We start from the raw sequence: 25,683 nt of genomic DNA on the forward strand, positions 1-25,683 counted from the left end.
GTCGCCCCGCGCCGGGGCGACGCCACCAGAAGGACCGGGCACCATTCCGCTTCCCACTCCCCCGATCGCCCCTGCCATCGACATGGGCTCGCTTTCCACCCCGTTCACCTCGGTGACCGCGGACGAGGCCTCCGGCATCGCCCGCGCGCTTTATGGCGTCACCGGCGACTTCCGCCGCTTCGCCAGCGAGCAGGACGACACCTTCCGCATCCTGTCCCCGGACGGCGCCAGCTACGTGATGAAGGTCGCGAACCCCGGCGAGCAACGGGACGAGCTGGACCTGCAGGTCCGCACCCTGCGCCACATCGCCGCCACCGATCCCGCGCTGCCGGTGCCGCGGGTCTTCGACACGCTGGACGGCCAGTTGCTGCCCGTGATCGACGCCGGACCGGGCGCCGGGCGCATCGTGCGGATGTACAGCTTCCTTGACGGGACGGTGCTGGACACCACCGCGACGCTGCCGGACGAGCTGCCGCAGATCGGCGACACCTTGGGTCGGCTGCGGCTGGCGCTGCAGGGCTTCGAGCATCCGGGCGCGGAGCGGGTGCTGGCTTGGGACATCCGCCAGCTTCCGGGCCTGGCGCCGCTGCTGGACGATGTCGAGGATCCGGTGCACCGCCGCCTGCTGGGTGCCGCGCTCGACCGGTATCTGGCGCTTTATCCGCGCATCGCCGCGCTGCGACGGCAGGTGCTGCACAACGATTTCAGCCGCTCGAACCTGGTCGTCGACCGAACGGGCCCAGCGCGGCTGTCGGGGATCATCGACTTCGGCGACGTGGTGAAGACCGCGGTGGCGATCGATGTCTCGACCGCGATGCTGAACTGGCTGCCCCGCGACCAGGCGACGAACCCGCGCGCGGACCTGATGGATGATGGCAAGCGGATCCTCGCGGCCTATCTGCGCGTGGCGGAGCTGACCGAGGAAGAACTGGCCCTGCTGCCGCATCTGGTGATGGGGCGCGCGGTGACGCGGGGGCTGATCTCGCTCTGGCGGGCGCGGACCTTCCCCGAGAACCGCACCTACATCCTGCGCAACACCGATCAGGGCTGGGCCCAGCTCGACTGGTTCCTGGCCCGCGACCCCGACACCCTGTCCGAGACCTTCACGACCTTCAAGGAGACCACCCGATGACCGCCCTTCCCTCTCGCGGCAAGATGGTGAACGCGTTCAACGCCGACAGCCTCGCGGCGCTCGACCCGGCCCGCCGCGCGGCGGTCGAGCGGCGCCAGCGCCTGCTTGGCCCCGCCTACCGGCTGTTCTACCAGAACCCGGTCGAGGTCCGCGAGGGCCGCGGCACCCGGCTTTACGACAGCGAGGGCCGCGAATACCTCGATGCCTACAACAACGTCGTCTCGGTCGGCCACTGCCACCCGCATGTTGTCGAGGCGATCCACCGCCAGCTGACGACGCTCTGCACCCATACCCGCTACATCCAAGAGGGCATCCTGGACTATGCCGAGGCGATGCTGCCGACCTACGGCGGGCGGATCGCGGCGGGCGGGCACATGATGTTCACCTGCACCGGGTCCGAGGCGAACGATCTGGCGATGCGCATCGCCAAGCACGCGACGGGGCATCACGGGATCATCATCACCGAAGAGGCCTATCACGGCAATTCGGACCTGACCGCGGGCTTCTCGGCCTCGCTGGGCGAAGCCTCGCCGTTGGGCGAATGGGTGCGCACCGTACCGGCGCCGGACAGCTACCGCGGCAATCCCGACGAGTTGGGCCAGCAGATGGCCGAGGCGGTGACGAAGCAGGCCTGGGGCCTGAAGCGCAACGGTGACGGGCTGGCCGCCTTCATCGCGGATTCGCTCTTCTCGTCGGACGGGATCTACGCGACGCCCGGCGTGCTGAAGCCGGTGATCGAGGCCGTGCATGCCGCGGGCGGGCTCTTCGTCGCCGACGAGGTGCAATCGGGCTTCGGCCGCTCGGGCGATGACTTCTGGGGCTTCCAGCGCCACAGGATCGACCCCGACATCGTCTCGATGGGCAAGCCGATGGGCAATGGCTACCCGGTCGCCGGCATCGCCGTCGTGCCCGAGGTGGTCGAGCGGTTCGGCCGCGACACGCGCTATTTCAACACCTTCGGCGGCAATGGCGTGGCGATGGCCGCGGCGATGGCGACGCTTGAGGTAATCCGCGACGAGAAGCTGCAGGACAACGCGAAGGCGATGGGCGACAGGATCCAGGCGGGCTTCCGCGATCTGGCGACCCGCTTCCCGGCGATCGGCGACGTGCGCGGCGCGGGCCTGTATATCGGGGTCGAGATGGTCAGCGACCGTGCGACCAAGGCCGCCGATGCCAGCGCCGCGACGCGGATCGTGAACGGGCTGCGCGAGAAGCGCGTGCTGATTTCGGCCACAGGGCCGCGGGCGAACGTGCTGAAGATCCGCCCGCCGATCGTCTTCACCGAGGCCGATGTCGACTGGCTGCTGGCCGCCAGCGCCGAGGTGCTGGCCGAGGTCTGCGCCTGACCCTGACGCCCCGCCGGTCAATCGGCGGGGCTTTTTCCTGCCCGCAGCCCTGCGCGGCGAGATCATGAGGCTTCCCCGGGACGCCGGCCGCCCGACGCTCTGGCACGACAGAAGACAGCAAACCGACAGGAGACCCCGATGCCGCTTTCGCCCGCGCTTCGCGACCAGATCCTTGCCGCCGTCGATGCCGGCTTCGACGAGCAGATCGCCTATACCCGCAAGCTGGTCTCTTTCGCGTCGCAGCGCGGCGAGGAATTCGCGATCCAGGATTTCATTGCCCGCGACCTCGCCGCGCGGGGGATGAAGATCGACCGCTTCGACATGGACGAGGCGGCGCTAACCGCGCATGAGGGCGGCGCACCGTTCTCCGCGCAGCACTCGCGCGCGCCGATCGTCGTCGGCATCCATCATCCGAAGGCCGAGACCGGCCGCTCGCTGATCCTGCAGCACCACCTGGACGTGGTGCCGGTCGGGCCGCGCGACATGTGGGAGCACGATCCCTATGGCGGCGAGATCGAGGGCGACTGGATGTTCGGCCGCGGCGCTGGCGACATGAAGGCGGGGGCGGCGGCGAATGTCTTCGCGCTGCAGGCGCTGCGCCGGATCGGGCTGCAGCCGGCGGCGACGGTCTATCTGCAATCGGTGGTCGAAGAGGAATCGACCGGCAACGGCGCGCTGCAGACCTTCCTGCGCGGCTACACCGCCGAGGCCGCGCTGATCCCCGAGCCGATGGACGAGCAGCTGACCCGCGCCAATGTCGGCGTGCTGTGGTTCGAGGTCGAGGTCCGCGGATTTCCGACCCATGTGCGCGAGATGGGCGCGGGCACCAACGCGATCGACGCGGCCCAGCGCGTCATCGGCGCCCTGCGCGAGATCGAGGCGCGCTGGAACGCCGAGGCCGGCGATCATCCCGAGGTCGCGGGCATCGATCACCCGATCAACATGAACATCGGCCTGATCGAGGGCGGCGACTGGGGTTCGTCGGTTCCGGCCTGGTGCCGGTTCCAGGTGCGGATCTCGATCTACGCGGGCCAGAAGGCGCAGGACAAATACGCCGAGATCCGCGCCCATATCGAGGACTTCTCGCGCCGGGACCGCTTCCTGAACCAGAACCCGCCTGTGCTGCGCCAGAACGGCTTCAACGCCGAGGGCTATGTCCTGCCCGAGGGGTCCGAGGCCGAGGCGGTTCTGGGTGCGGCGCATCAGGCAGCCTTCGGGGCCGCGCTGACCTCCGGCTTCTCGGGCGCGTATCTGGATGCCCGGGTCTATGCGCTTTACGCGCGCATCCCGGTGCTGAACTACGGCCCGAAATCGCGGGCCGTGCATGGCTTCGACGAGGCGGTGAGCCTGTCCTCGGTCCGGCAGGTCACGAAGGCGATGGCGCTGTTCATTGCCGACTGGTGCGGCACCGAATCCGTTTGAACACAAACGGGTCTGAATTCGCCCGCGCTGCCCAAGACGGCGGCGGAAAGAAAACGCGCCGCAACGTCATTTCGCAGGGCGCACAGGAAATGGGCGATCTGCACGCGGCCCATGTAACTGATAAATAACGAAAAGCGATAAGCCCTATGCAATCCTGCCGAATAGGCCGCCGAAAGGCCTCCCGTCAGGGTTTCATCGTTGCCAGATGAAAAATCCCGCGCGTAACCTCGGAAGTGACGATTGACGACAATCGCCCCAGCGCTTCAACCCAGACCGAGGATCAGAAGAATGTTCGCCAGACCGACCGCTTCCAGCCTGTTGAAGTCCACGCTTCTGGCGCTTGCCCTTGGCGGCTCGGTCGGGGCGGCGGCTCAGGCGCAGACGATTACCGCGGTGATGCATGCCCCGCTGCGCGCGGTCGATGTGCAGATCTCGACCGCCTACATCCTGCGCAACTACGGCTACATGGTCTATGACACGCTGCTGGCGCGCAACACCAAGGGCGAGCCGAAGCCGCAGATGGCGGACTGGAAGGTTTCGGACGACGGCAAGACCTATACCTTCACCCTGCGCGACGGGCTGAAGTTCCACGACGGCAACCCGGTCACCTCTGCGGATGCCATCGCCTCGATCAAGCGCTGGGCGCAGGTCGACAAGACCGGGCAGGTGATGATGACCCTGCTGGCCGAGATGACGGCGACCGACGACAAGACCTTCACCATGACCTTCAAGGAGCCGACCGGGATCGCGCTTCTGGCGCTGTCCAAACCCTCGGGGCTGGCGCCCTTCATCCTGCCCGCCGCGGTCGCGGCGGCCCCGGTCTCGACGCCGATCACCTCGACCATCGGCTCGGGCCCGTTCCGGCTGGTCGAGGCCGAGTTCCAGCCCGGCGTCTCTGCCACCTTCGAGAAATTCGCCGATTACATCCCGCGCGACGAACCCGCGGACGGGCTGGCCGGCGGCAAGGTCGTGAAGGTCGACAAGGTGGTCTGGACCTCGATGCCCGACCCGATGACCGCAGTCAGCGCGCTGATGTCGGGCGAGATCGACTATATCGAACAGACCTCGCCGGACCTGCTGCCGCTGCTCGAGGGTAATGCGGATGTGAAGACCGGCCGCTACGAGAAGCAGGGCAGCCAGAACCTCGCGCGGATGAACCACAAGATCCCGCCCTTCGACAATCCGCAGGTGCGCGAGGCGGCGATGCTGGCGCTGGGGCAGCGTCCGATGCTGGACGCGCAGGTCGGCGCGGGCTCGCCCAACGGCACCACCTGCGCGGCGGTCTACGGCTGCACCTCGCTTTACAACACCGATTATGCCGCGGACCGGATCCTCGAGGCGCATCCCGACGAGGCCAAGGCCAAGCTGAAGGAGGCGGGCTATGACGGCACGCCGGTGTTCCTGATGCATGCGACCGACATCCCCAGCCTGAACGCGCAGGGCCCGGTCATCGCCCAGCAGCTGCGCGACGGCGGCTTCACCGTCGACATGGTGTCGATGGACTGGGCGAGCGTCGTGGCGCGCCGCGCCTCGAAGGCGCCGGTGGCCGAGGGCGGCTGGAACATGTTCTCGACCACCAACGTGCTGCCCGACGTCGGCGACGCGATCGGCTTCATCGGTGCCGCCGCCGGCGGTGATGCGGCCTGGTTCGGCTGGCCGGACGTGCCGGCGATCGAAGAGCGCCGCATGGCCATCGCCCGCACCGCCGACGTGGCCGAACAGAAGAAGCTCGCGCTCGAGATCGACGAGCTGGTCATCGACAACGGCGTGATGATCCCGATGGGCGAGTTCTACAACGTCGCCTCGTGGTCGACCGCGGTGACCCCGCAGATGGACGCCGAGGCGCCGATCTTCTGGAACATGGAAAAGGCCGAGTGATCCGCCGATGATGGGCTTCGTCACCAAGCGCGTGCTGTCGGCGGTGCCGGTGCTGCTGATGGTCGTGGTCATCGTCTTCCTGGTGCTGCGGCTGTCGCCCGGCGACCCGGCGGCGATGATCGCGGGCCCGAATGCCACCGGCGAGCAGCTGGCGCAGCTGCGCGAGAGCATGGGGCTGAACCGCCCCCTGCTCGAGCAGTTCTTCCTGTGGTTCGGCGACATCCTGCGCGGCGACTTCGGCACCTCGCTGGTGTCGGGCAAGCCGGTGACGGCGCTGATCGGCGACCGGATCGGTCCGACGATCTGGCTGAGCCTCGTGACCATCGTCATCGCGGTGGCGGTGGCGCTGCCGATGGGGGTGATCGCCGCCTGGCAGCAGGGCAAGTGGGTGGACCGGCTGGTGATGGCGGGCTCGGTGCTGGGCTTCTCGGTGCCGGTGTTCATCATCGGCTACGTGATGATCCTGGTCTTCGCCCGGATCCTCGGCTGGTTCCCGGTGCAGGGCTACAAGCCGCCCTCGGCCGGGCTCTGGGAGTTCTTCTCGCGCCTAGTGCTGCCTTCGGTGGCGCTGAGCTTCCCCTATATTGCTCTGATCGCCCGCATCGTGCGCACCAATGTCATCGAGGTGATGGGCGAGGACTACATCCGCACCGCCCGCGCCAAGGGCCAGACCGAGCGCGGGGTGATGACCGAACATGCGCTGCGCAACGCCGCGGTACCGATTGTCACCATCATCGGCGTCTCGATCGCGATGCTGATCTCTGGCGTCGTCGTCACCGAAAGCGTGTTCAACATCCCCGGCCTCGGGCGGCTGATGCTCGAGGCGGTGCTGGCGCGCGACTACACGGTGATCCAGGCGGTGATCCTGCTGTTCTCGACGATCTACGTGTTCATCAACCTTGCCGTCGACCTTCTCTACGGCGTGTTCGATCCGCGCATCCGCTACTGATCCCGCCGGGCCCTGCCGGGCCCGGCCCCTCTCGCCCCCCAGACGACCGGAGGCAGGATGACCCCCGAGACGACCGCTCCCCCGATGCAAGGCCAGATCGCCGAGCCGCCCGGGCTGCCCGACATGGAAGAGGCGCGCAACGCGACCGGCCTTCGGGCGCTGGTTGCGGGCATCCTGTCCACCTGGCCCGCGCGGGTCTCTGCGGTGGTGCTGGGGCTGATCGTGCTGATGGCGATCCTGGCCCCGCTGCTGGGAACGGTCGATCCGGTCAAGCTCGATCCCTCGATCCGGCTGCAGGGCTCGACCGCCGCGCATTGGCTGGGCACCGACAGCTTCGGGCGCGACATGTATTCGCGCATCGTCTACGGCGCCCGCGTCTCGCTGGCGGTGGGGGCGGGCACGGCGGTGATCGCGCTGGCGCTGGGGATCCTCTTCGGCGTGCTGACCGGCTACTTCGCCTGGGCCGACATCGTCATCATGCGCTTCATGGACGGACTGATGGCGATCCCGGGCATCCTGCTGGCGATCGCGCTGGTGGCCTTCTCGGGCGCGACGATCACCACGGTGCTGATCGCCATCGCCATCCCCGAGGTGCCGCGGGTCGCGCGGATGGTCCGCTCGGTCATTCTGGGCGTGCGCAACGAACCCTATGTCGAGGCGGCCTCGGTCCTGGGCACCGGCACGATGCAGATGATCTGGCGCCACCTGCTGCCGAACACGGTCGCGCCGCTGATCGTGCAGGGCACCTACATCTTCGCCTCGGCGATCATGACGGAGTCGATCCTAAGCTTCCTCGGGGCCGGCGTCCCGCCCGAGACGCCGAGCTGGGGCAACATGATGGCCGACGGGCGGACCTTCTTCCTGCTGAAGCCCGAGCTGATCCTTTACCCCGGCGTGATGGTCTCGCTCACCGTGCTGAGCGTGAACATGCTGGGCGACGTGCTGCGCGACCGGCTCGACCCGCGCATGGCCAAGCGGCTCTGACAGGAGACAGAGATGAGCGACACCGCATCCAACGTCGTGCTCTCGGTCGAGGGCGTCAGCATCGACACGATCCCCAAGGGGCGGCGCCCGATCGTGCGCGACATCTCGTTCGAGGTGCGCGAGGGCGAGACGGTCTGCATCGTCGGTGAAAGCGGGTCCGGAAAATCGGTAACCTCGATGGCGGTCATGGGCCTGCTGCCCAAGGACGCGCTGCAGGTCACCGCGGGGCGGATCCTGCTGGACGGCGAGGACGTGCTGCAGGCAAGCCCCGCACGGCTGCGCGCCCTGCGCGCGGCGCGGGTCGCGATGGTCTTCCAAGAGCCGATGACCGCGCTGAACCCGGTGCGCTCGGTCGGCGACCAGATCGACGAGGTGCTGCGGCTTCACACCAAGCTGTCCCCGTCCGAGCGGCGCAAGCGGGTGCTGCACATGCTGGAACGCGTGCACATGCCCGATGTCGAGCGCATCTACCGCGCCTTCCCGCACGAGCTGTCGGGCGGCCAGCGGCAGCGGGTGGTGATCGCGATGGCGCTGATCCTGCGCCCGCGGCTTCTGCTGGCGGACGAGCCGACGACCGCGCTGGACGTGACGACGCAGAAGCAGATCCTGTCGCTGATCAAGGAACTTCAGGTCGAAGAGAAGACCGCCGTGGTCTTCGTCACCCACGACTTCGGCGTGGTGTCGGAGATCGCCGACCGGATCGTGGTGATGAACCGCGGCGACCTTGTCGAGACCGGGACCCGCGACCAGATCCTGACCGCCCCGCGCGAGACCTACACGCGGATGCTCGTCGCCTCGGTTCCCAGCCTGATCCCGCGGCGCGCGCCGCTTGAAGGCGCGGCGAAGCTGCTCGAGGTGGTGGGGCTGCAGAAGCGCTACGGCAAGAAGGGCTTCTTCTCGGACGCCTCGGTGCTGGCGGCCGACGACATCCGCTTCACCGTCCACAAGGGCGAGATCACCGGCATCATCGGCGAAAGCGGCTCGGGCAAGTCGACGGTGGCGCGCTGCGTCATGCGGCTGACCGATCCCTCGGGCGGCGAGGTGCTGGTGAACGGGCGCGACATCGTTCCGCTGCGCGACCTGCGCGAGATGCGCCGGCAGGTGCAGTACATCTTCCAGGACCCCTATCGCTCGCTCAACCCGCGCCGCACCATCGGCCAATCGCTGATGGAGGGGCTGACCAACTACGGCATGCCCGACGCCCAGGCGCGCGAGCGGGTGGCCCGCACGCTCGAGCTGGTGAACATGCCGGCCTCGGTGATGAACCGCTATCCGCACCAGTTCTCGGGCGGACAGCGCCAGCGCATCGCCATCGCCCGCGCGGTGGTGATGGAGCCCGACCTGCTGATCGCGGACGAGGCGGTTTCGGCGCTGGACGTGACGGTGCAGGCGCAGGTGCTGAAGCTGCTCGAGGACATTCGCGACCGCACCGGCGTGTCTATCCTGTTCATCACCCATGACCTGCGGGTGGCGGCGCAGATCTGTAACACCGTGGTGGTGATGCAGCGCGGCCGGATCGTCGAGCAGGGCGCCGCGCGCGAGGTGCTGTCGCAGCCCCGGCACGCCTATACCCGCAGCCTGATCGACGCGGCCCCCGCGCCGGACTGGGATTTCCAGAACTTCAGAAAGGCGGCGCCCGCGGCCTGAGCGCCCGGGTGCCGGACGGCCCCACCGATGCGCATCCTTCTTGCCGGTTTCCAGCACGAGACCAACACCTTCGCCGCCAGCCGCGCCGATGACGCGGCCTTCGCCCATGGCGGCGGCTTCCCGCCCTTCAGCACCGGCGAGGCGGTGCGGGCGGCGATGGGCCCGGCGGTGAACCTGCCCGCCGCGGGGTTCCTTGCCGCCGCCGCGGCCGCGGGCGACAGCGTGACCCCGATCCTTTGGTGCGCCGCCTGTCCCTCGGGCTTCGTCGCCCGCGCGACCTACGAGCGTATCGCCACCGCCATCGTCGCGGGCGTCCGCGACGGGCTTGCCGCTGATCCGCCGGCCGAGGCGCTGTATCTCGACCTGCATGGCGCGATGGTGGCCGAGCATGTGCCCGACGGCGAGGGCGAGTTGCTGGCGCGGATCCGCGCGGTAACAGGGCCCGAATTCCCGATCGTCGTCAGCCTGGACCTGCATGGCAACATCTCGGCGCGGTTCCTGGAACTCGCCGATGCCGCCACGGCCTTCCGCACCTATCCGCATGTCGACATGGCCGAGACCGGCCGGCGCGCCCATGCGCTTCTGGCCGCGCGCGTCGCCCGCGGCGCGCCCTTCCCCCGCGCCTGGACCCGCGCGCCCTACATGACGCCGATCTGCTGGCAATCGACCGATGCCGAACCCGCGCGCGGGCTTTATGCCCGTCTCGCCACGCTCGAGGCGGCGGCGGGCAGCGGCGCGGCGGCCTCGGTCACCATGGGGTTCCCGGCGGCGGACATCGCCGATTGCGGCGCGCTGACCTGGGCCTATGGCGCAACGCAGGCCGAGGCCGACGCGCTTGCCGCGGCGCTGCACGGGGCGGTGGTCGCGGCCGAGGCGGAGTTCACCGGCCCGTTGCACGACGCCGCCGGTGCCGTGACCGAGGCGCTGCGGCTGAACGCTGCCGGTCATCGTCCGGTGGTGATCGCGGATGCGCAGGACAATCCCGGCGCGGGCGGCTCATCCGACACGACGGGCCTGCTGCGCGCGCTGGTCGCTGCCGGCGCGCCGGACGCCATCCTGGGGCTGCTGCACGATCCCGCCGCCGCGGCCGCGGCCCATGCCGCGGGTCCGGGCGCGGTGCTGCGACTTGCACTCGGCGGGCGGGCGGGGCTGCCGGGCGATATGCCCTTCGAGACGGAGGTGACGGTCGAGGCGGTCTCGGACGGGCGGCTGCGCACCTCGGGGCCCTATTTCGGCGTGCTCGACATGGATGTGGGACTGGCCGCCTGCCTGCGCATCGGCGGGGTCCGCATCGCGGTCGCCTCGAACATCGTCCAGATGGCCGACATGGAGATGTTCCGCTTTCTGGGCCTGGAGCCCGTCACCTCGGACATCGTCGTGGTCAAGAGCGCGATCCATTTCCGCGCCCATTTTGCGCCGGTCGCGGCCGAGGTGCTGACCGCGGTCGCCCCCGGCGCGATGATGATGCGCGCGACCGACTGGGCCTGGAAGGCCCTGCCGGGCTGGATGCGGCTGATGCCCGGCGGCCCGACCGCCGACGAGGCGCGCACCGCCGCAGAGTGACTCGAAGACCCGAAAACAGGCCCCGAAGGCAGATCATGACCCGCACCGACCTCCGCTCTCCGAACCTTGCCCGCCGTCCCGGGCAGGCGGTCCCCGAAACCCGTTCGGACGGGGGCATCGTCGCCGCGCAGAACCGCCACGCAGCGCAGATCGGGGCCGACATGCTTGCCCGTGGCGGCTCGGCCGTCGATGCGGCCATCGCGACCTCGTTCGCGATCGGCGTGCTCGAGCCATGGATGAGCGGTCTGGGCGGCGTCGGCGCGATGCTGGTGCGTCCCGAGGGCGGCGCGGTCACCGCGATCGACGCCGGCGCCCGCTCGCCCGCCGCGCTCGACCCGGCGGACTTCCCGCTGGTCGGCGGGGCGGACAGCGACCTGTTCGGCTGGCCCAGCGTGCTCGAGGATCGCAACGTGATCGGCGCGAAGTCGGTCTGCGTGCCGGGTCTGCTGAAGGGCCTGGCCGCGGCGCACGAGCGCTTCGGGCGGCTGCCCTGGGCCGATCTGGTCGCGCCGGCCGTCGCGCTGGCCGAAGAGGGCGCGCTGGTCGACGCCCATACCACCGCGATGATCGCCGCCGACATGGGCCGCATTGCCCGCAACCCGGCCGCGGCGGCGCTGTTCCTGCCGGGCGGCCTGCCGCTGGCCCAGCCCGCCGCGGTCAGCGGCCGTGCCGCGCGGATGGCGAACCCGGAGCTTGCCCGGACGCTGGCGGTGATCGCGGCGGAAGGTGCGGGCGCGCTCTACGAAGGGCCGCTGGCCGAGGCGCTTTGTGCCGACATCCGCGCCCTCGGCGGCTACCTTGCGCCGGGCGACCTTTCGGACTTTGCGGCGGTGGTGACCGAGGCCGCGACCGAGCCCTTCCGGGACCGCAGCCTGCATTTCCTGCCCGAACTGAACGGCGGCGTCACCGTCGCTTTGGCGCTGCGCGGGTTGCACGGCAGCCCCGCGCCGAAGGGGGCGTTGCCGACGCCGGCCTCGGTCCTGGCCAGCTGCACCGCCCTTGCCGCCGCCTGGGAGCATCGCTTCACCCGGTTGGGCGACGGGGCCGAGCGCACCCTGCCCTCTTGCACCACGCATCTGAGCGTCGTCGACCGCGACGGGATGACGGTGTCGCTGACCCAGACGCTGCTGTCGCTGTTCGGCTCGGGCGTGATCTCGCCGGCGACCGGGATCCTCTTGAACAACGGCGTGAACTGGTTCGATCCGCGGCCCGGCCGGATCAATGCCATCGGACCGGGGAAGAAGGCGCTGGCGAATTATGCGCCGATGATGATGACCGGCCCGGGGGACGAGGTCGTGTCGCTGGGCGGCTCGGGCGGGCGCAAGATCCTGCCGGCGGTCTATCAGGCGCTGATCCACATGGCAGACCACGGCATGGGCCTGGCCGAGGCAGTGGCCGCGCCGCGCTACGACCTGTCGGCCCCGCCCATGGTCGTGGCCGACCCGCGGTTCGGGGCAGAGATCCTCGATGCGCTCGAAGCGGACTTCCCGCTGGTGCTGGCCGACCGGATCGCACAGCCGCAGAACTTCACCACACTCGCCGCCGTGCGGCGCAAGGATGGCGTGAACGAGGGCACCGCAGATCCCTGGCACCCCTGGGCGGCCGCGGTGGCCGAAGGCACCGCCTTGCTGCCGATCCCGACCACCTACCAGCGAGGCTGAAACCATGACCGATACCCCTCTCTGGGCCCTGCCCGCCACCCGCATCGCGGCGCTGGTCCGCTCGGGCGCGGTCACGGCCACCGCGGTCGCCGAGGCCGCACTGGGCCGGCTGCAGGCGGCGAACCCGGCGATCAACGCGGTGGTCGAGCATCGTCCCGACGACACGCTCGCCGCCGCTGCCGCGGTCGACGCGGCCGTGGCCGCGGGCCGCGATCCGGGTCCGCTGGCCGGCGTGCCGGTGACGATCAAGGTCAACGTCGACCAGCGCGGCTATGCGACGACCAACGGGCTGACGGCGCAGAAGGACCTGATCGCGACCTCGGACAACCCCGTGGTCGCGCATCTGCTGGGCGCGGGCGCGGTGCCGCTGGGGCGCACCAACACGCCCGCCTTCAGCTACCGCTGGTTCACCAACAACCGCGTGCACGGCCACACCTACAACCCGCGCGACCGGGCGCTGACCCCGGGCGGCTCGTCGGGCGGCGCGGGCGCCGCCACCGCGGCGGGCATCGGCGCCATCGGCCATGGCACCGACATCGCGGGCTCTGTCCGGTATCCGGCCTATGCCTGCGGCATTCATGGGCTGCGCCCGACCATCGGCCGGGTGGCAGCGCACAATGCCTCGGGGCGCGACCGCACCATCGGCGGGCAGATCATGGCGGTCTCGGGCCCGCTGGCGCGCCGCGTCGGCGACCTGCGGCTGGCGCTGCAGGCGATGGGCCGCGCCCATCCGCGCGATCCCTGGTCGGTGGCGATGCCGCTGACCGGCCCGGCGGTGCCGCGCCGCGCCGCGCTCTGCCTGCGCCCGGACGGGATGGAGACCGCGCCCGAGCTGCAGGCCGAACTGCTGGCCGCGGCCGAGCGGCTGCGCGACGCCGGCTGGCAGGTGGACGAGGTCGATGCCCTGCCCCCCATCGCCGAGGCCGCGAAGGTGCAGCTGACGCTGTGGCTGGGCGACGGCTATCCGGCGATGGTCGCCGCGGCCGAAGCCGAGGGCGACCCCGGCGCGCTGGCGGCGCTGGCCAGCCAGCGGGCCCTGGCGGAGAGCATCGGCCAGCAGCAGTTCTCGGACGCGCTGGTGCGCCGCTTCGGTATCGCCAGCCTCTGGAGCCAGTTCATGGAGCGCTATCCGGTGGTGCTTCTGCCGCCATCGGCAGCGCTGCCGTTTGCCGACAATCTTGACCTGAAAAGCCCCGAGGACTACCAGCGCGTCTGGTCGCTGCAGGATGTTCAGGTGGGGCTGCCGGTGACGGGCCTGCCGGCCCTGACACTGGCTACCGGGCTGACCGCCGCCGGCACGCCGCTGGGCATCCAGATCGTCGCGGGGAAATTCCGCGAGGATGTGGCGCTCGAGGCGGCCGAGGCGATCGAGGCGCGCGGCTGGGCGGTCACGATCGCCGATCCCGCCGCGTGACGGAAAGGGGCGGTCGCGGTCGACCGTGGCAGGCGGTGCAGGAGAGCGGAGCGAAATGACGATCAGCGGGCTGAAGCCGGTGGCGCGCCAGTCGACCGAGACCATGGTCACCGAGCATCTGCGCGACTTCATCCTGTCCGGCCAGATCGCGCCCGGCGGCCGTTTGACCGAGATCGCGCTGGCCGAGCAGCTGGGCGTCGCCCGCTCGACCCTCAGGATGAGCCTGCACCGGCTGGCGGCGGAAGGCATGGTGACGCTGGTGCCCTACACCGGCTGGCATGTCGCCGCGCTGTCGGCCCGCGACGTCTGGGAGATCTGGACCCTGCGCGGCAGTCTCGAAAGCCTCGCCTCGCGTCTTGCCGCCGAACGGCCCGAGCCCGAGGTCCACGACGCGCTCGACGCGGCCTGCGCGGCGCTTGAGACCGCCTGTGCGGGCGGCAGCCTGCGCGAGATCACCGAGGCCGATTTCGCGCTGCACCGGGCGATCATTGCCGCCAGCGGCCACGGGCGGCTTGCCGCGCAATACCGCGTGGTCGAGCAGCAGGTGCAGTTGTTCATCGCGACCAGCAACAGCTTCGTGGCGACCGGCCCCGAGGACATCATCGCCCAGCACGCGCCACTGATCGCGGCCCTGCGGGCGCGCGATCCGGCCGCGGCAGCGGCGGCGGCCTGGGCACACGACCAGACCGAGGGCGCACGGATGACCGAATGGCTGGCAGCGCAGGAAACGACGCCCGCGTGATCTTGCGCGGCGCGCCGGCCGTGGCGCGCGCGGTGCCGGACGTGCGAAGGGCCGGGCCGGATCCGAAGCTCCGACCCGGCCCGGGGTGCAGTCGCCTGTATCGGCGCGCGCGCCGGCCTCAGCTTCCGAACAGCAGCGTCGGCAGCCAGAGCGCGATTGTCGGGAACAGGAACAGGATCAGCACCGACAGGCACATGATCGCGAAGAACGGCAGGGCCGCCAGCGCCACGCTCATGATCGACCTGCCTGTCAGGCTTTGCAGGATGAACAGGTTGAAGCCGATCGGCGGGGTGATCTGCGCCATCTCGACCATGATCACCAGGAAGATGCCGAACCAGATCGGATCGAAGCCCGCGGCCAGCACCAGCGGCAGGGTGATCGGCAGGCTCATCACCGTGATCGACACGCCTTCCAGGAACATGCCCAGAAGGATGTAGAACACCGCCAACACCAGGATCAGCTGCCCCGGCGACAGGTTCAGCCCCGAGATCGCCCTGGCGACATCCTGCGGCACATGCAGGAAGCCCATCGCCGTCGACAGGAACGCGGCGGCGATCAGGATCATCGCGATCATGCAACTGGTGTGCACCGCGGCCCGCAGGCTGTCGCGGAAAGCGCGCCAGCTGAGCTGCCGGGTCAGCGCCGACAGCAGCAGGGTGGCGACGACACCCACCGCCGCCGCCTCGGAGGGCGTGGCGATGCCGCTGTAGATCGCGCCCAGAACCACGAAGATCAGCGCCCCGATCGGGAACAGGTCGACCGCGCCGCGCGCAAGATCGCGCAGACGCGGCGCGGCCTCGGTCGAGGGCGCGACCTCGGGCCGCATCAGGGCGGCGATCAGCACATAGGTCCCGTAAAGCCCGGCCAGCATCACGCCCGGCACCACGCCCGCCGCGAAGAGCCGCGAGATCGAGACCTCGGCCAGCACGCCGTAGACGATCATCACCACCGAGGGCGGGATGAGCAGGCCGAGGCTGCCCGCGCCGGCCAGCGTGCCGATGGCGAGCGGCATGGAATAGCCGCGGCGGCTGAGCTCGGCGATGGTGATCTTGCCGACGGTGGTGGTGGTCGCGGCACTCGAGCCGCTGACGGCCGCGAACAGCGCCGAACCGATGACGTTGGTGTGCAGCAGTCGTCCCGGCAGGTGGTGGGTGAAGGGCGCGAGACCGCGGAACAGCCGGTCCGAGATGTCGGTGCGCAGCATGATCTCGCCCATCCAGACGAACATCGGGATCGCTGAAAGCTCCCATCCTGTGGCGCTGCGCAGGGCGAGCGGGCCCATGATCGTGCCGATGCGGAACAGCGGCATGTCGATCAGCAGCGCGAGGCCCGCGGTGCTGACCAGCAGCAGCGCCGCGAACACCCAGACGCCGAGCCCCAGGAAGGTGACGATCAGGATCAGGATCGCGAAGGCGATATAGAGGCTTTCCATGTCAGTCCCCGCGGCTGTCTTCGGCGGTGTAGCCGTGCTGGAGGGTGTCCATCAGGCTGGCGGCGAGCTGGATCATGAAGAGCACGAGGCCCAGGAAGATGACCCCGTCGACCAGCCACAGCGGCGTCTGGTTCAGCGTCGGGCTGACGGCGCCGCGTTCGAAGTCGCGCGCCAGCATCCGCCAGATGAAGCGGGCGAGGAAGGCGGTGATCCCGAAGGTCAGAAGGATGCAGAGCGCATCGCAGGCCGTGGCAACCTTGCCCCGCAGGTGGGTCAGCAGCAGGTTGACCCGGATATGGCGCCGCTGGCGGAAGGTGTCGGCCAGCGACAGGAAGGTCATCGCCCCGACGGCATAGCCGACATATTCGTCCATGGAATAGGTCGAAGAGGCGAAGCCCGCACGCAGGACGATCTCCAGCGTCACATGCAGGACCATGTAGACAAGAAGCAGCATCGACACGCCCATCGCGGCCGAACCGGCAAGATGGGACAGCCGCTGGAAGGCGGAAACAGGACGCATGGCACAGAACCTTTCGGGCTGGGCGAGCGGCGCGCCCGCCGTTGCGGGCAGGCGCGCGGGCTCGCGCGGGATCAGTGCCGGGCGGCTTCGTAGGCGTCCAGGATTTCCTTGCCCTCGTCGCCGACCTTCGACAGCCAGTCGGCATAGACACCCTGGCCCGCCTCGGACAGCGCCTTCTGGAACGCCGGGTCGATCTTTTCCTGCACGGTCATGCCGTGGGCGCGCATGTCGGCATAGTTCGACGCCACCACGTCATCCAGCGCGCTCCAGGCCTTGTCCGAGGCAGCCTCGGCGGCCTTCAGGAGCGCGTCGCGCTGCGCGTCGCTGAGCGCGTCCCACTCGTCCTTGTTCACATGGGTCATGTTCAGCGACATGGCGTAGTTCAGGGCCGAGAAATCGCTCAGATGCTCCCAGAACTTGGCCGAGACGCCGCCCTCGGCCGAGGTCAGCACCGCCTCGATGCCGCCGGCGGCCAGCTGCGGGACCACGTCAGCCCAGGGCAGCTGGATCGCCGCCGCACCGGCAGCCTTCAGCGTCGCGGTGCCGCTGGCATCCCAGGACCGGATCTTGAGCCCCTGCAGATCGGCAGAGGTCAGCACGGGCTTGTGCGCCCAGATGCCGGCCGGCGGCCAGGGCGAGGCATAGAGCAGAACCTGGCCATGCCGGGCGAAGACCTCTTCGAAATGCGGGCGCGACACTTCCCACAGCGTCTTCGCATCCGCGACGTCCGACACGAGGAAGGGCAGCGAGGTCAGCAGGAACAGCGGCTCGATGCCGGCGAGCGAGCCCACGTTGGTGTTGGCGATCGGCAGGGCGCCGTCCCCGACCGCGTCGAGCTGCTGGGCCGAAGTATAGCCAAGCGCGCCGCCGAAATGGTTGGTGATCAGGATGTCGCCATCGGTCAGTTCGGCGGCCTTTTCCGCGAAGACCTTCTGGGCTTGGCCGTGGATCGAGCTTTCGCCGTATTCATTGGCCATGTCCCAGCGGACGGACTGTGCGCTGACCGGGGCCGCCAGGAGGCAGGCACCGGCCAGGAGCGAGAGAAGACGTTTGGTCATTTTTTTATTACCCCTGTCGGTTGATTGGGCGGCGCCGGTCAGGCGCCGTAATGGCTGGCCATGAACTCGGCCGAGTACTTGCCCGATTGCACATCCTCGGCACGATCCGCGTCGGATCGTTCCGCCGGGCTGCCGTAGCCGCCGGCGCCGGGGGTCTCCATCACGACGCGCTCATCGGCATGAAGCCGGATGCCCGTGGCCTTCGAGGACAGCGGGACCGTCGCCCCCGCATCGGTTTCCAGCCGGAACGAGCCGACCGCGCCGGCTTCACCGCCGAAAAGGCCCCAGGGCCGGTTGCGGAAGCGTTCGCCGACGCCGTTGAATTCGCAGTCGTGGCCCACGGGGCGCAGGATGCGCCGGATGCCCATGCCGCCGCGATGGCGCCCGGCGCCGCCGCTGTTCTCGACCAGGGCATAGCCCTCGACCCGCAGCGGGTATTCTTGTTCGATCGCCTCGACCGGCAGGTTCGAGGTGTTGGTGATGTTCACCTGCACCCCGTCCTTGCCGTCGCGGGTCATCCGCGCGCCCATGCCGCCGCCCAGCGTTTCCAGGTAGACATACTGGCGGCCGGTGCGGGGATCGATGCCGGCGAAGACGGCCGAGGTGTTGGCGCCGTTCGCCGCGCCGATGGCACGGTCGGGCAGCGCCTGTGCAAGGGCGCCGATGACGATGTCGACCACGCGCTGGCTGGTGTTGGCGCGCAGCGCGACCGCGGCGGGGGCCACGCAGTTCACGATCGTGCCCGGTTCGGCCAGGATCTCGATCGCGTCGAAGATGCCTTGGTTATTGGGCACCTCGGGGTCGAGCAGCGCCTTCAGCGCGAAGCAGACCGCCGATTGGGTCGTGTTCCAGGTCATGTTGAAATTGCCGCGGACCTGTGGGTCGGAGCCCGCGAAGTCGAAGGTGATGCGGCTCCCCGACTTGCGGATCGTCAGGGCGATGCGGATGTCCTCGGTCCCGGCGCCATCGTCATCCATCACGTCTGCGAAGCTGTATTCGCCATCCGGCAGCTGGCCGATGGCAGTCTGCATCCGCATCCGGGTACGCTCGACGATGGCGTCGAAAGTGGCGGTCAGCGCGGGGGCGCCGATGCGGGCGATGATCTCTTCGATCCGCCGGCGGCCCAGCTGGGCGGCGGCGATCTGCGCGTTCAGGTCGCCCAGCCGTTCCTCGGGCAGGCGCATGTTCAGCAGCAGAAGCCGCTGGATGTCGGCGACCAGCGCGCCCCTGCGGTAAAGCCGCACGATCGGGATGCGCAGGCCCTCCTTGTAGATCTCGTCGAGCCCGCCGGACATCGAGCCCACCGCCGCGCCGCCGACATCGGCATGGTGCACGATGTTCGACACGAAGCCGATCAGCCGGCCGCCGTCGAAGATCGGCGCGGCCAGGTTGATGTCGGGCAGATGCGAGCCCCCGGCGACGTGGGGGTCGTTGCCGATGAAGATGTCGCCCGGCGCGATGTCACCGCCGAACTCGGCCAGGATATGGGTCATCAGCCCGGCCATCGAGGCGAGGTGGATCGGCAGCGCGTTCTCGGCCTGCGCGATCAGCCGGCCCCTCGCATCCGCGATCGCGGTCGAGTGGTCGTGCCGCTCCTTGATGTTGGTCGAGAAGGCCGAGCGCATGATCGTCAGGAAGCATTCGTCGGCGATCGACTTCAGCCCGTTCCAGGTGATCTCGAGCGCGATCGGGTCGATCGCGGCCGCCGCGGCGACCTCGGGGTGCGAAAGGGTATCAGACATTGCCAAGTTCCAGGATCAGGTTGAAGGCCGCGTCGACGGTCAGGGTCGCGTTCGGCGGCACGAGCGTCGTCGAGTCGAGCTGGGTGACGATCATCGGCCCCTTCAGCACCGTGGCCTCGGGCAGGCCGGTGCGATCGTAGATCGGGGTGTCGACGGCGCCGGTGTCGTCGAACCAGACCTTCGCAACCTCGATCGGCGCGGCCAGTTCGGCCGGGCCGGTGATCTCGCTCGCGCCCTGCACGAGGCTCGCCAGCGCCTTGGCGCGGACGTTCACGATCTCGATCGGGGCCTCGGCATCGGCATGGCCATAGGCGCGCATGTGCTCGGACAGGAACGCGGCCTTGAGCGTGTCGCGCGCGGTGATGTCACCCGGCACCTCGACCGCCAGCTCGTAGTTCTGGCCCACGTAGCGCATGTCGAGCGAGATCTGGGTGCGCCCGTCCTCGGCGCCCTCGGCCTCGGTCGCAAGCCAGTCGGCAGCGGCGGCCTTCAGCGTCTCGGCGGCAGCGGCGAGCGGGGCCAGATCGCCATCCAGCCGCTGGCGCAGCGTGGTGACGAAGTTCTCCTGCAACTCGGCCTCGAGCAGGCCGTCGGCGCAGAGGATCCCCGGCGCCCGCGGCACGAGAATGCGGTTGATCCCCAGCGCCTCGGCCACGTCGGCGGCATGCAGGCCGCCCGCGCCGCCGAAGGGCATCAGCGCGAAGTCGCGCGGGTCATGGCCGCGCTCGGTCGAGACCGCGCGGATTGCGCGCGTCATGTTCGAGGTCGCGATCCCGGCGATGCCCAGCGCCGCGCGCACCGGCGAGACGCCGAGCTTGCCCGCGATCTCCTCGATGACCTTGCGGGCCTTCTCGGGGTCGATCTTCAGCCCGCCACCGGCCAGCGACAGCGGCAGCCGCCCGAGGTAAACGTTGGCATCGGTCACGGTGGGTTCGGTGCCGCCCTTGCTGTAGCAGGCCGGTCCCGGCACGGCGCCGGCGCTTTCGGGGCCCACTTTCATCAGCCCGTCGGTCCCGACCGAGGCGATCGAGCCGCCGCCCGCCCCCACGGTGTGGATGTCGACCATCGGCAGGCGGATGCGGAAGCCCGCGATCTCGCGCACATGGGCGATTTCCGTGCGGCCGTCGCGGATCAGGCAGACGTCGGTCGAGGTGCCGCCGATGTCGAGGGTGATGATGTTGCCGATGCCCGAGGCGCGGCCCGAGGCGACGGCGCCGACCGCGCCCGCGGCCGGACCCGACAGCGCGGTGCGCACCGGGAACTGCGCGGCCTTCTCGACCGACATCAGCCCGCCCGAGGACTGGAAGATGCCGAAGCGGGCATTCGGCGCGGCCTCGGCCACCGCGGCCTGCAGCCGGTCCATGTAGCGGCTGACCTCGGGCTGCAGGAAGGCATTGATCGTCGCGGTGCTGAAGCGTTCGTATTCGCGGAATTCGGGCTGCACCTCGGACGAGACCGAAACGAAGAGATCGGGGCGCGCGCGGCGGATCGCGGCGGCCACGCGCTGTTCATGCGCCGGGTTCTTGAACGAGAACAGCAGGCAGACCGCGAGGCTCTGCAGGTCGCCCTGCTGACCGATCTCTTCGATGAGCGCGTCGAGGTCGGCGTCGTCGAGCGGGGTGATCTCTTCGCCTTCGGGGCCGATGCGTTCGGTGATCTCCAGCCGGGCGCGGCGGCTGGCAAGGGGGGCGGGCGCGTCGGCCTGCAGATCGTAGATCGCGGGGCGCACCTGGCGGCCGATCTCGAGCAGGTCGCGGAAGCCGCGGGTGGTGACGACGCCGACGCGGGCGCCTTTGCGCTGCAGAAGCGCGTTGGTCGCGACCGTGGTGCCATGGGCGAAGCGGCCGACCGCCTCGCCGGTGATGCCGATCTTGGCCTGCAGTTCCTGGAAGCCCTGCAGGATCGCCTCGGACGGGTCATGGGGGGTAGAGGGCCGCTTGTGCACCACCAGCGCACCGGTGGCGATGTTGCGCGCCGCGAAGTCGGTGAATGTTCCGCCGACATCGACACCCACGATCCAGTCGAATCTTTGCCGCGTGTCCAGCATTCCGCACGTCCTATCCTGTTGTCGATTTCAGTATCCAACTAGGATACCCAAAATATCAAGATGGATGTTTTGTGACGCTGACGAATTCGCGAGCGCCGTCCAAACTCAGCACAAATAACAGGCAAACATCCCGCCACCCCCTCCAGCAAGGCGGTCAGACGCAACCCTGAGCGGGTGCCGACGCCGCATCGCGGCGACTCAAGCGCGGGTCGACGACGCCCTCAGCCGGGCACCGGATGCGCCGCGCGGCAGGCGGCGACGAAGGCGTCGATCGCGGCATGGCGGGGCCCCCAGCGCTGCCAGATCACCCCGGTCTCGCGCGCGCCGCCATCCGGCAGCGCGATCTTGCGAAGCCGCAGCCCCTCTGGCCAGGGCGGAGCCCAGTCGGGCACGATCGCGGCGCCAAGGCCGCGGTTCACCAGCGCCGCGATGGCGTCGAGCGCGTCGAGCTCCAGCCATTCGTCCACCGCGATCGCGTGGTCGCGCAGATAGCGATCGACGATGTGCCCGCCCCATTGCGCGCGGTCGTAGCGGATGAAGCGATACGTCGCGAGCAGCGCGTCCGGCGGCAGGTCGGGCGCGTCCTCGGGGACGATCAGCACCAGCCGCTCGACCCGCAGGGTCAGCCAGTCGGTGGCCTTCGGGATCTCGAACTGCGGTCGCACGATCAGCGCGGCGTCGAGCGTGCCGTCCACCACCCGGTGGTAATGATCCGCGGAAGATCCCGGCTGCACGAAATAGTCGATGTCCGGGTGCGCGCGCGCGAGGCGCTCGATCACGGCGGGCAGAAGACCGGTCAGGGCCGTCGCCGTCGCCCCAAGCCGCAGAAGCCCGCCCGGAACGCCGTCGGAAGCGATGGCGCGCAGGTCGCGCACCGACTCGACCACGCCACGTGCATGCGCCATCACTGCCCGCCCCGCCGCCGTCGGCTGGACGGTGCGCCCTGCCCGCTCGACCAGGGTGTGACCCAGATCCTGTTCGAGCACGCGCAACCGCTGCGCCAGCGCCGCCGGCGTCAGGTTCAACCGCCGCGCTGCCTCGGCGATCGAGCCGCAGTCGGCGACCGCAAGGAAGGTTTCAAGAAACCGCGTGTCCATGAAAATGGATTTTCTATCATTCAAAGGTATAAAAGCCAGTTTTCATTTCGTCCGCGGTTCGGGATAGCCTGCGCCCGCCGGGACAGCGTGCCCGGGACCAGAGGAGCACCCGATGAGCATCGCCACGAAATTCGGCCGCATGGCCACCGACAACGCCCCCGGTCAGGAGGTTCGGCAAAGCGATGCCGTCGATTTCCTGAAGGGCGAGCCGCTGCCGGGCCGGCCGGTCGACTTCTCGCATGGCGATGTCGATGCCCATGAGCCGACGCCCGGCGCCTACGAGCTTTATGCCGAGGGCTTCGCCAAGGGCGGCGCGCAGGCCTACACCGAATACCGGGGCCTGGCCGAGATCCGCGACAGCCTCGCCGCACGGCTTGCCGCCTTCACCGGTGCGCCGGTCGATGCGCGGGACGGGCTGATCGTGACCCCCGGCACCCAAGGTGCGCTGTTCCTGGCCGTGGCCGCCTGCGTCACCCGGGGCGACAAGGTCGCCATCGTGCAGCCCGACTATTTCGCCAACCGCAAGATGGTCGAATTCCTGGAAGCCGAGATGGTGCCGGTCCAGATGGACTATGCCACCACCGAACCCGGCCGCTCGGGCATCGACCTTGCCGGGCTCGAGGCCGCGTTCAAGGCGGGCGTGAAGGTCTTCCTGTTCTCGAACCCGAACAACCCGGCCGGCGTGATCTATTCCGCCGAAGAAATCGCCCGGATCGCCGCGCTTGCCGCGCGCTACGACGTGACGGTGATCGTCGACCAGCTGTATTCGCGGCTGCTCTACACCGGGATCGACTACACCCACCTGCGGGCAGAGGCCGCGCTGTCGCCGGACAACGTCGTGACGATCCTCGGGCCGTCGAAAACGGAATCGCTCAGCGGCTTCCGGCTGGGCGTGGCCTTCGGCGCGCCGGCGGTCATCTCGAGGATGGAAAAGCTGCAGGCGATCGTGTCGCTGCGCGCGGCCGGCTATTCGCAGGCCGTGCTGCGCAGCTGGTTCGCCGAGGAACCCGGCTGGATGGAGGCCCGCATCGCCGCCCATCAGGCGATCCGCGACGACCTCGTGACGCGGCTGGCCGCGATCAAGGGCGCGGTGGTGCGCGCGCCCGACGCCGGCAGCTACCTGTTCCCGCGGATGCCGAAGCTGGTGCTGAGCCCGATCGAGTTCGTGCGCGCGCTGCGCCTGCAGGCCGGCGTCATCGTGACCCCGGGCACCGAGTTCAGCCCGCACACCGCCGACAGCATCCGGCTGAACTTCTCGCAGGACCATGCGGCCTCGGTCGCGGCGGTCGAGCGCATCGCGACGCTGGTCGAACGCTACCGCGCCTGAGCGCAGGGCGCGCCGGTCCGGGGGCAGCGCCACCCGGTCCGTGCGCCCGGAGGATAGACCCCATGACAAACCTGACGGCCCCGCCCGCTTCGGGCGGCACGGCCGCGCTCATCGACGGGCGCGCCGCCTCTCTTGCCTTGCGCGACGGCATTGCCGCCGAGGTCGCGCGGCTCTTGGACGCCACCGGCATCGTGCCCGGCCTGGCCGTGGTGCTGGTGGGCGAGGATCCCGCGTCCGACGTCTATGTCCGCAACAAGGGCCGGCAGGCGCGCGAGGTCGGCATGACCAGCTTCGAGCACCGCCTTCCCGACAGCACCTCGCAGGCCGACCTTCTGGCGCTGGTGGCACGGCTGAATGCGGACCCGGCGGTGCATGGCATCCTCGTGCAGATGCCGCTGCCCGCCCAGATCTCGGCCGAGGCGGTGATCGCCGCGATCGCGCCCGAGAAGGACGTCGACGGCTTTCACATCCACAATGCCGGGCGTCTGGCCACCGGGCAGCCGGCACTGGTGCCCTGCACGCCGCAGGGCTGCCTGATCCTGCTGCGCGACCGGCTCGGCCCGCTCGACGGGATGCACGCGGTGATCGTCGGGCGGTCGAACATCGTCGGCAAGCCGCTGGCGCAGTTGCTGCTGGCCGCGAACTGCACGGTGAGCGTCGCGCATTCGCGCACGCGCGACCTGCCCGCGCTCTGCCGGCAGGCAGACATCCTGATCGCCGCCGTCGGCCGGCCCGAGATGATCCTCGGCGACTGGGTCAAGCCCGGCGCGACGGTGATCGACGTGGGCATCAACCGGGTCGAACGCGAGGGCCGCACGCGGCTGGTGGGCGATGTCGACTTCGCCGGCGCCGCCACGCGGGCTGCGGCCATCACCCCGGTCCCGGGCGGCGTCGGCCCGATGACCATCGCCTGCCTCTTGGCCAACACCCTGGCCGCCTGCCGCGCCCAGACCGGCCAGCCCCCGACCCTTCCGCTTCCCGGAGACCATCCATGACCAAATTCTGCCTGACCGTCTCGTGCCGGTCGCAACGCGGCATCGTCGCCGCGATATCGGGCTATCTCGCCGCGCAGGGCTGCAACATCACCGACAGCGCCCAGTTCGACGACCCCGAGACGGGGCGCTTCTTCATGCGCGTGTCCTTCGTGCCGGAAACCGGCAAGACCGTCGCCGCGATCGAAGAGGGCTTCGCACCCGAGGCCCAGCGGTTCGAGATGGACTACCTCTTCCACGACGAGGCCCGGAAGATGAAGGTGATCATCATGGTCTCGCGCTTCGGGCATTGCCTGAACGATCTGCTCTACCGCTGGCGGATCGGCGCGCTGCCGATCGACATCGTCGCCGTGATCTCGAACCACATGGACTACCAGAAGGTGGTGGTGAACCACGACATTCCGTTCCACTGCATCAAGGTAACGAAAGAGAACAAGCCCGAGGCCGAGGCGCGCCAGATGCAGATCGTGCGCGAGACAGGGGCAGAGCTGATCGTGCTCGCGCGCTACATGCAGATCCTGTCCGACGAGATGTGCCAGGAAATGTCGGGCCGGATCATCAACATCCATCATTCCTTCCTGCCGAGCTTCAAGGGCGCGAACCCCTACAAGCAGGCCTATGAGCGCGGCGTGAAGCTGATCGGCGCGACCTCGCACTATGTGACCGCGGATCTCGACGAGGGCCCGATCATCGAACAGGACACGATCCGCGTGACCCATGCGCAGTCGCC

The 25,683-nt window shown here is 69.5% G+C and carries 20 protein-coding genes; 14 read left to right on the plus strand and 6 right to left on the minus strand.

What is annotated here, in order from left to right; genetic code table 11:
* From V8J36_RS21670 to V8J36_RS21720, 11 genes are all read left to right on the plus strand, one after another.
* On the plus strand, positions 1–1,132 hold a 1,132-nt coding region (locus V8J36_RS21670), incomplete at its 5' end, for a phosphotransferase (protein WP_336469404.1).
* The gene (locus V8J36_RS21675) at positions 1,129–2,478 is read left to right on the plus strand and encodes an aspartate aminotransferase family protein (protein ID WP_336469405.1); all 1,350 of its coding nucleotides are present in this window, start codon (positions 1,129–1,131) and stop codon (positions 2,476–2,478) included. The genes V8J36_RS21670 and V8J36_RS21675, both read left to right, overlap by 4 nt.
* A gap of 138 nt (positions 2,479–2,616) precedes the next feature.
* The gene (locus V8J36_RS21680) at positions 2,617–3,900 is read left to right on the plus strand and encodes an ArgE/DapE family deacylase (protein ID WP_336469406.1); all 1,284 of its coding nucleotides are present in this window, start codon (positions 2,617–2,619) and stop codon (positions 3,898–3,900) included.
* 288 nt (positions 3,901–4,188) lie between these two features.
* Positions 4,189–5,778, plus strand: a complete 1,590-nt coding sequence (locus V8J36_RS21685) for an ABC transporter substrate-binding protein (RefSeq protein ID WP_336469407.1) — start codon at positions 4,189–4,191, stop codon at positions 5,776–5,778.
* Between the two features lie 7 nt (positions 5,779–5,785).
* The gene (locus V8J36_RS21690) at positions 5,786–6,727 is read left to right on the plus strand and encodes an ABC transporter permease (RefSeq protein WP_336469408.1); all 942 of its coding nucleotides are present in this window, start codon (positions 5,786–5,788) and stop codon (positions 6,725–6,727) included.
* Positions 6,728–6,784: 57 nt separating this feature from the next.
* Positions 6,785–7,711, plus strand: a complete 927-nt coding sequence (locus V8J36_RS21695; protein ID WP_336469409.1) for an ABC transporter permease — start codon at positions 6,785–6,787, stop codon at positions 7,709–7,711.
* Positions 7,712–7,723: 12 nt separating this feature from the next.
* Positions 7,724–9,358 (plus strand): ABC transporter ATP-binding protein, encoded by a 1,635-nt coding sequence (locus V8J36_RS21700; RefSeq protein WP_336469410.1) that lies wholly within the window; start codon positions 7,724–7,726, stop codon positions 9,356–9,358.
* A 27-nt stretch (positions 9,359–9,385) separates the two neighbouring features.
* Positions 9,386–10,921: a M81 family metallopeptidase gene (locus V8J36_RS21705; RefSeq protein WP_336469411.1), complete on the plus strand. Its 1,536-nt coding sequence runs from the start codon at positions 9,386–9,388 to the stop codon at positions 10,919–10,921.
* 35 nt (positions 10,922–10,956) lie between these two features.
* A complete protein-coding gene (locus V8J36_RS21710) occupies positions 10,957–12,582 on the plus strand; it encodes a gamma-glutamyltransferase family protein (protein WP_336469412.1) in 1,626 nt (541 codons plus the stop codon).
* 4 nt (positions 12,583–12,586) lie between these two features.
* Positions 12,587–13,996 carry an amidase family protein gene (locus V8J36_RS21715; protein ID WP_336469413.1) on the plus strand — a complete coding sequence of 470 codons (1,410 nt, stop codon included), beginning with the start codon at positions 12,587–12,589 and terminating at the stop codon, positions 13,994–13,996.
* Between the two features lie 55 nt (positions 13,997–14,051).
* The gene (locus tag V8J36_RS21720) at positions 14,052–14,738 is read left to right on the plus strand and encodes a GntR family transcriptional regulator (protein ID WP_336469414.1); all 687 of its coding nucleotides are present in this window, start codon (positions 14,052–14,054) and stop codon (positions 14,736–14,738) included.
* 118 nt (positions 14,739–14,856) lie between these two features.
* Here V8J36_RS21720 and V8J36_RS21725 read toward each other — a convergent pair whose 3' ends face one another.
* The 6 genes from V8J36_RS21725 to V8J36_RS21750 all read right to left on the minus strand — a co-directional run bounded on the left by V8J36_RS21725 (position 14,857) and on the right by V8J36_RS21750 (position 22,634).
* Positions 14,857–16,170 (minus strand): TRAP transporter large permease, encoded by a 1,314-nt coding sequence (locus V8J36_RS21725; protein ID WP_336469415.1) that lies wholly within the window; start codon positions 16,168–16,170, stop codon positions 14,857–14,859.
* A gap of 1 nt (position 16,171) precedes the next feature.
* Positions 16,172–16,690, minus strand: a complete 519-nt coding sequence (locus tag V8J36_RS21730; RefSeq protein WP_336469416.1) for a TRAP transporter small permease subunit — start codon at positions 16,688–16,690, stop codon at positions 16,172–16,174.
* 71 nt (positions 16,691–16,761) lie between these two features.
* Complete coding sequence (locus V8J36_RS21735) at positions 16,762–17,748, minus strand: TRAP transporter substrate-binding protein (protein ID WP_336469417.1); 987 nt, start codon at positions 17,746–17,748, stop codon at positions 16,762–16,764.
* 38 nt (positions 17,749–17,786) lie between these two features.
* Positions 17,787–19,490: a hydantoinase B/oxoprolinase family protein gene (locus V8J36_RS21740; protein WP_336469418.1), complete on the minus strand. Its 1,704-nt coding sequence runs from the start codon at positions 19,488–19,490 to the stop codon at positions 17,787–17,789.
* Positions 19,483–21,537 carry a hydantoinase/oxoprolinase family protein gene (locus V8J36_RS21745; protein ID WP_336469419.1) on the minus strand — a complete coding sequence of 685 codons (2,055 nt, stop codon included), beginning with the start codon at positions 21,535–21,537 and terminating at the stop codon, positions 19,483–19,485. Before V8J36_RS21745 ends, V8J36_RS21740 begins: the two co-directional genes overlap by 8 nt.
* Positions 21,538–21,758: 221 nt before the next feature.
* The gene (locus V8J36_RS21750) at positions 21,759–22,634 is read right to left on the minus strand and encodes a LysR family transcriptional regulator (RefSeq protein ID WP_336469420.1); all 876 of its coding nucleotides are present in this window, start codon (positions 22,632–22,634) and stop codon (positions 21,759–21,761) included.
* Between the two features lie 112 nt (positions 22,635–22,746).
* Between V8J36_RS21750 and V8J36_RS21755 the strand changes: the two genes are divergently transcribed.
* From V8J36_RS21755 to purU, 3 genes are all read left to right on the plus strand, one after another.
* The gene (locus V8J36_RS21755; protein WP_336469421.1) at positions 22,747–23,961 is read left to right on the plus strand and encodes a pyridoxal phosphate-dependent aminotransferase; all 1,215 of its coding nucleotides are present in this window, start codon (positions 22,747–22,749) and stop codon (positions 23,959–23,961) included.
* A gap of 62 nt (positions 23,962–24,023) precedes the next feature.
* Positions 24,024–24,956 carry a bifunctional methylenetetrahydrofolate dehydrogenase/methenyltetrahydrofolate cyclohydrolase FolD gene (gene folD, locus V8J36_RS21760; RefSeq protein ID WP_336469422.1) on the plus strand — a complete coding sequence of 311 codons (933 nt, stop codon included), beginning with the start codon at positions 24,024–24,026 and terminating at the stop codon, positions 24,954–24,956.
* Positions 24,953–25,683 (plus strand): formyltetrahydrofolate deformylase (gene purU / locus V8J36_RS21765; protein WP_336469423.1); only part of this gene is annotated, 731 nt, incomplete at its 3' end. The genes folD and purU, both read left to right, overlap by 4 nt.

The sequence above is a fragment of the Frigidibacter sp. MR17.14 genome (assembly GCF_037095735.1).
Classification (GTDB): Bacteria; Pseudomonadota; Alphaproteobacteria; order Rhodobacterales; family Rhodobacteraceae; genus Frigidibacter.

Excerpts from the sequence above, each read along its gene's own strand:
- V8J36_RS21675 (WP_336469405.1), top strand. The coding sequence starts at position 1,129 with ATGACCGCCCTTCCCTCTCGCGGCAAGATGGTGAACGCGTTCAACGCC.
- V8J36_RS21680 (WP_336469406.1), top strand. The coding sequence starts at position 2,617 with ATGCCGCTTTCGCCCGCGCTTCGCGACCAGATCCTTGCCGCCGTCGAT.
- V8J36_RS21685 (WP_336469407.1), top strand. The coding sequence starts at position 4,189 with ATGTTCGCCAGACCGACCGCTTCCAGCCTGTTGAAGTCCACGCTTCTG.
- V8J36_RS21690 (WP_336469408.1), top strand. The coding sequence starts at position 5,786 with ATGATGGGCTTCGTCACCAAGCGCGTGCTGTCGGCGGTGCCGGTGCTG.
- V8J36_RS21695 (WP_336469409.1), top strand. The coding sequence starts at position 6,785 with ATGACCCCCGAGACGACCGCTCCCCCGATGCAAGGCCAGATCGCCGAG.
- V8J36_RS21700 (WP_336469410.1), top strand. The coding sequence starts at position 7,724 with ATGAGCGACACCGCATCCAACGTCGTGCTCTCGGTCGAGGGCGTCAGC.
- V8J36_RS21705 (WP_336469411.1), top strand. The coding sequence starts at position 9,386 with ATGCGCATCCTTCTTGCCGGTTTCCAGCACGAGACCAACACCTTCGCC.
- V8J36_RS21710 (WP_336469412.1), top strand. The coding sequence starts at position 10,957 with ATGACCCGCACCGACCTCCGCTCTCCGAACCTTGCCCGCCGTCCCGGG.
- V8J36_RS21715 (WP_336469413.1), top strand. The coding sequence starts at position 12,587 with ATGACCGATACCCCTCTCTGGGCCCTGCCCGCCACCCGCATCGCGGCG.
- V8J36_RS21720 (WP_336469414.1), top strand. The coding sequence starts at position 14,052 with ATGACGATCAGCGGGCTGAAGCCGGTGGCGCGCCAGTCGACCGAGACC.
- V8J36_RS21725 (WP_336469415.1), bottom strand. The coding sequence starts at position 16,170 with ATGGAAAGCCTCTATATCGCCTTCGCGATCCTGATCCTGATCGTCACC.
- V8J36_RS21730 (WP_336469416.1), bottom strand. The coding sequence starts at position 16,690 with ATGCGTCCTGTTTCCGCCTTCCAGCGGCTGTCCCATCTTGCCGGTTCG.
- V8J36_RS21735 (WP_336469417.1), bottom strand. The coding sequence starts at position 17,748 with ATGACCAAACGTCTTCTCTCGCTCCTGGCCGGTGCCTGCCTCCTGGCG.
- V8J36_RS21740 (WP_336469418.1), bottom strand. The coding sequence starts at position 19,490 with ATGTCTGATACCCTTTCGCACCCCGAGGTCGCCGCGGCGGCCGCGATC.
- V8J36_RS21745 (WP_336469419.1), bottom strand. The coding sequence starts at position 21,537 with ATGCTGGACACGCGGCAAAGATTCGACTGGATCGTGGGTGTCGATGTC.
- V8J36_RS21750 (WP_336469420.1), bottom strand. The coding sequence starts at position 22,634 with ATGGACACGCGGTTTCTTGAAACCTTCCTTGCGGTCGCCGACTGCGGC.
- V8J36_RS21755 (WP_336469421.1), top strand. The coding sequence starts at position 22,747 with ATGAGCATCGCCACGAAATTCGGCCGCATGGCCACCGACAACGCCCCC.
- folD (WP_336469422.1), top strand. The coding sequence starts at position 24,024 with ATGACAAACCTGACGGCCCCGCCCGCTTCGGGCGGCACGGCCGCGCTC.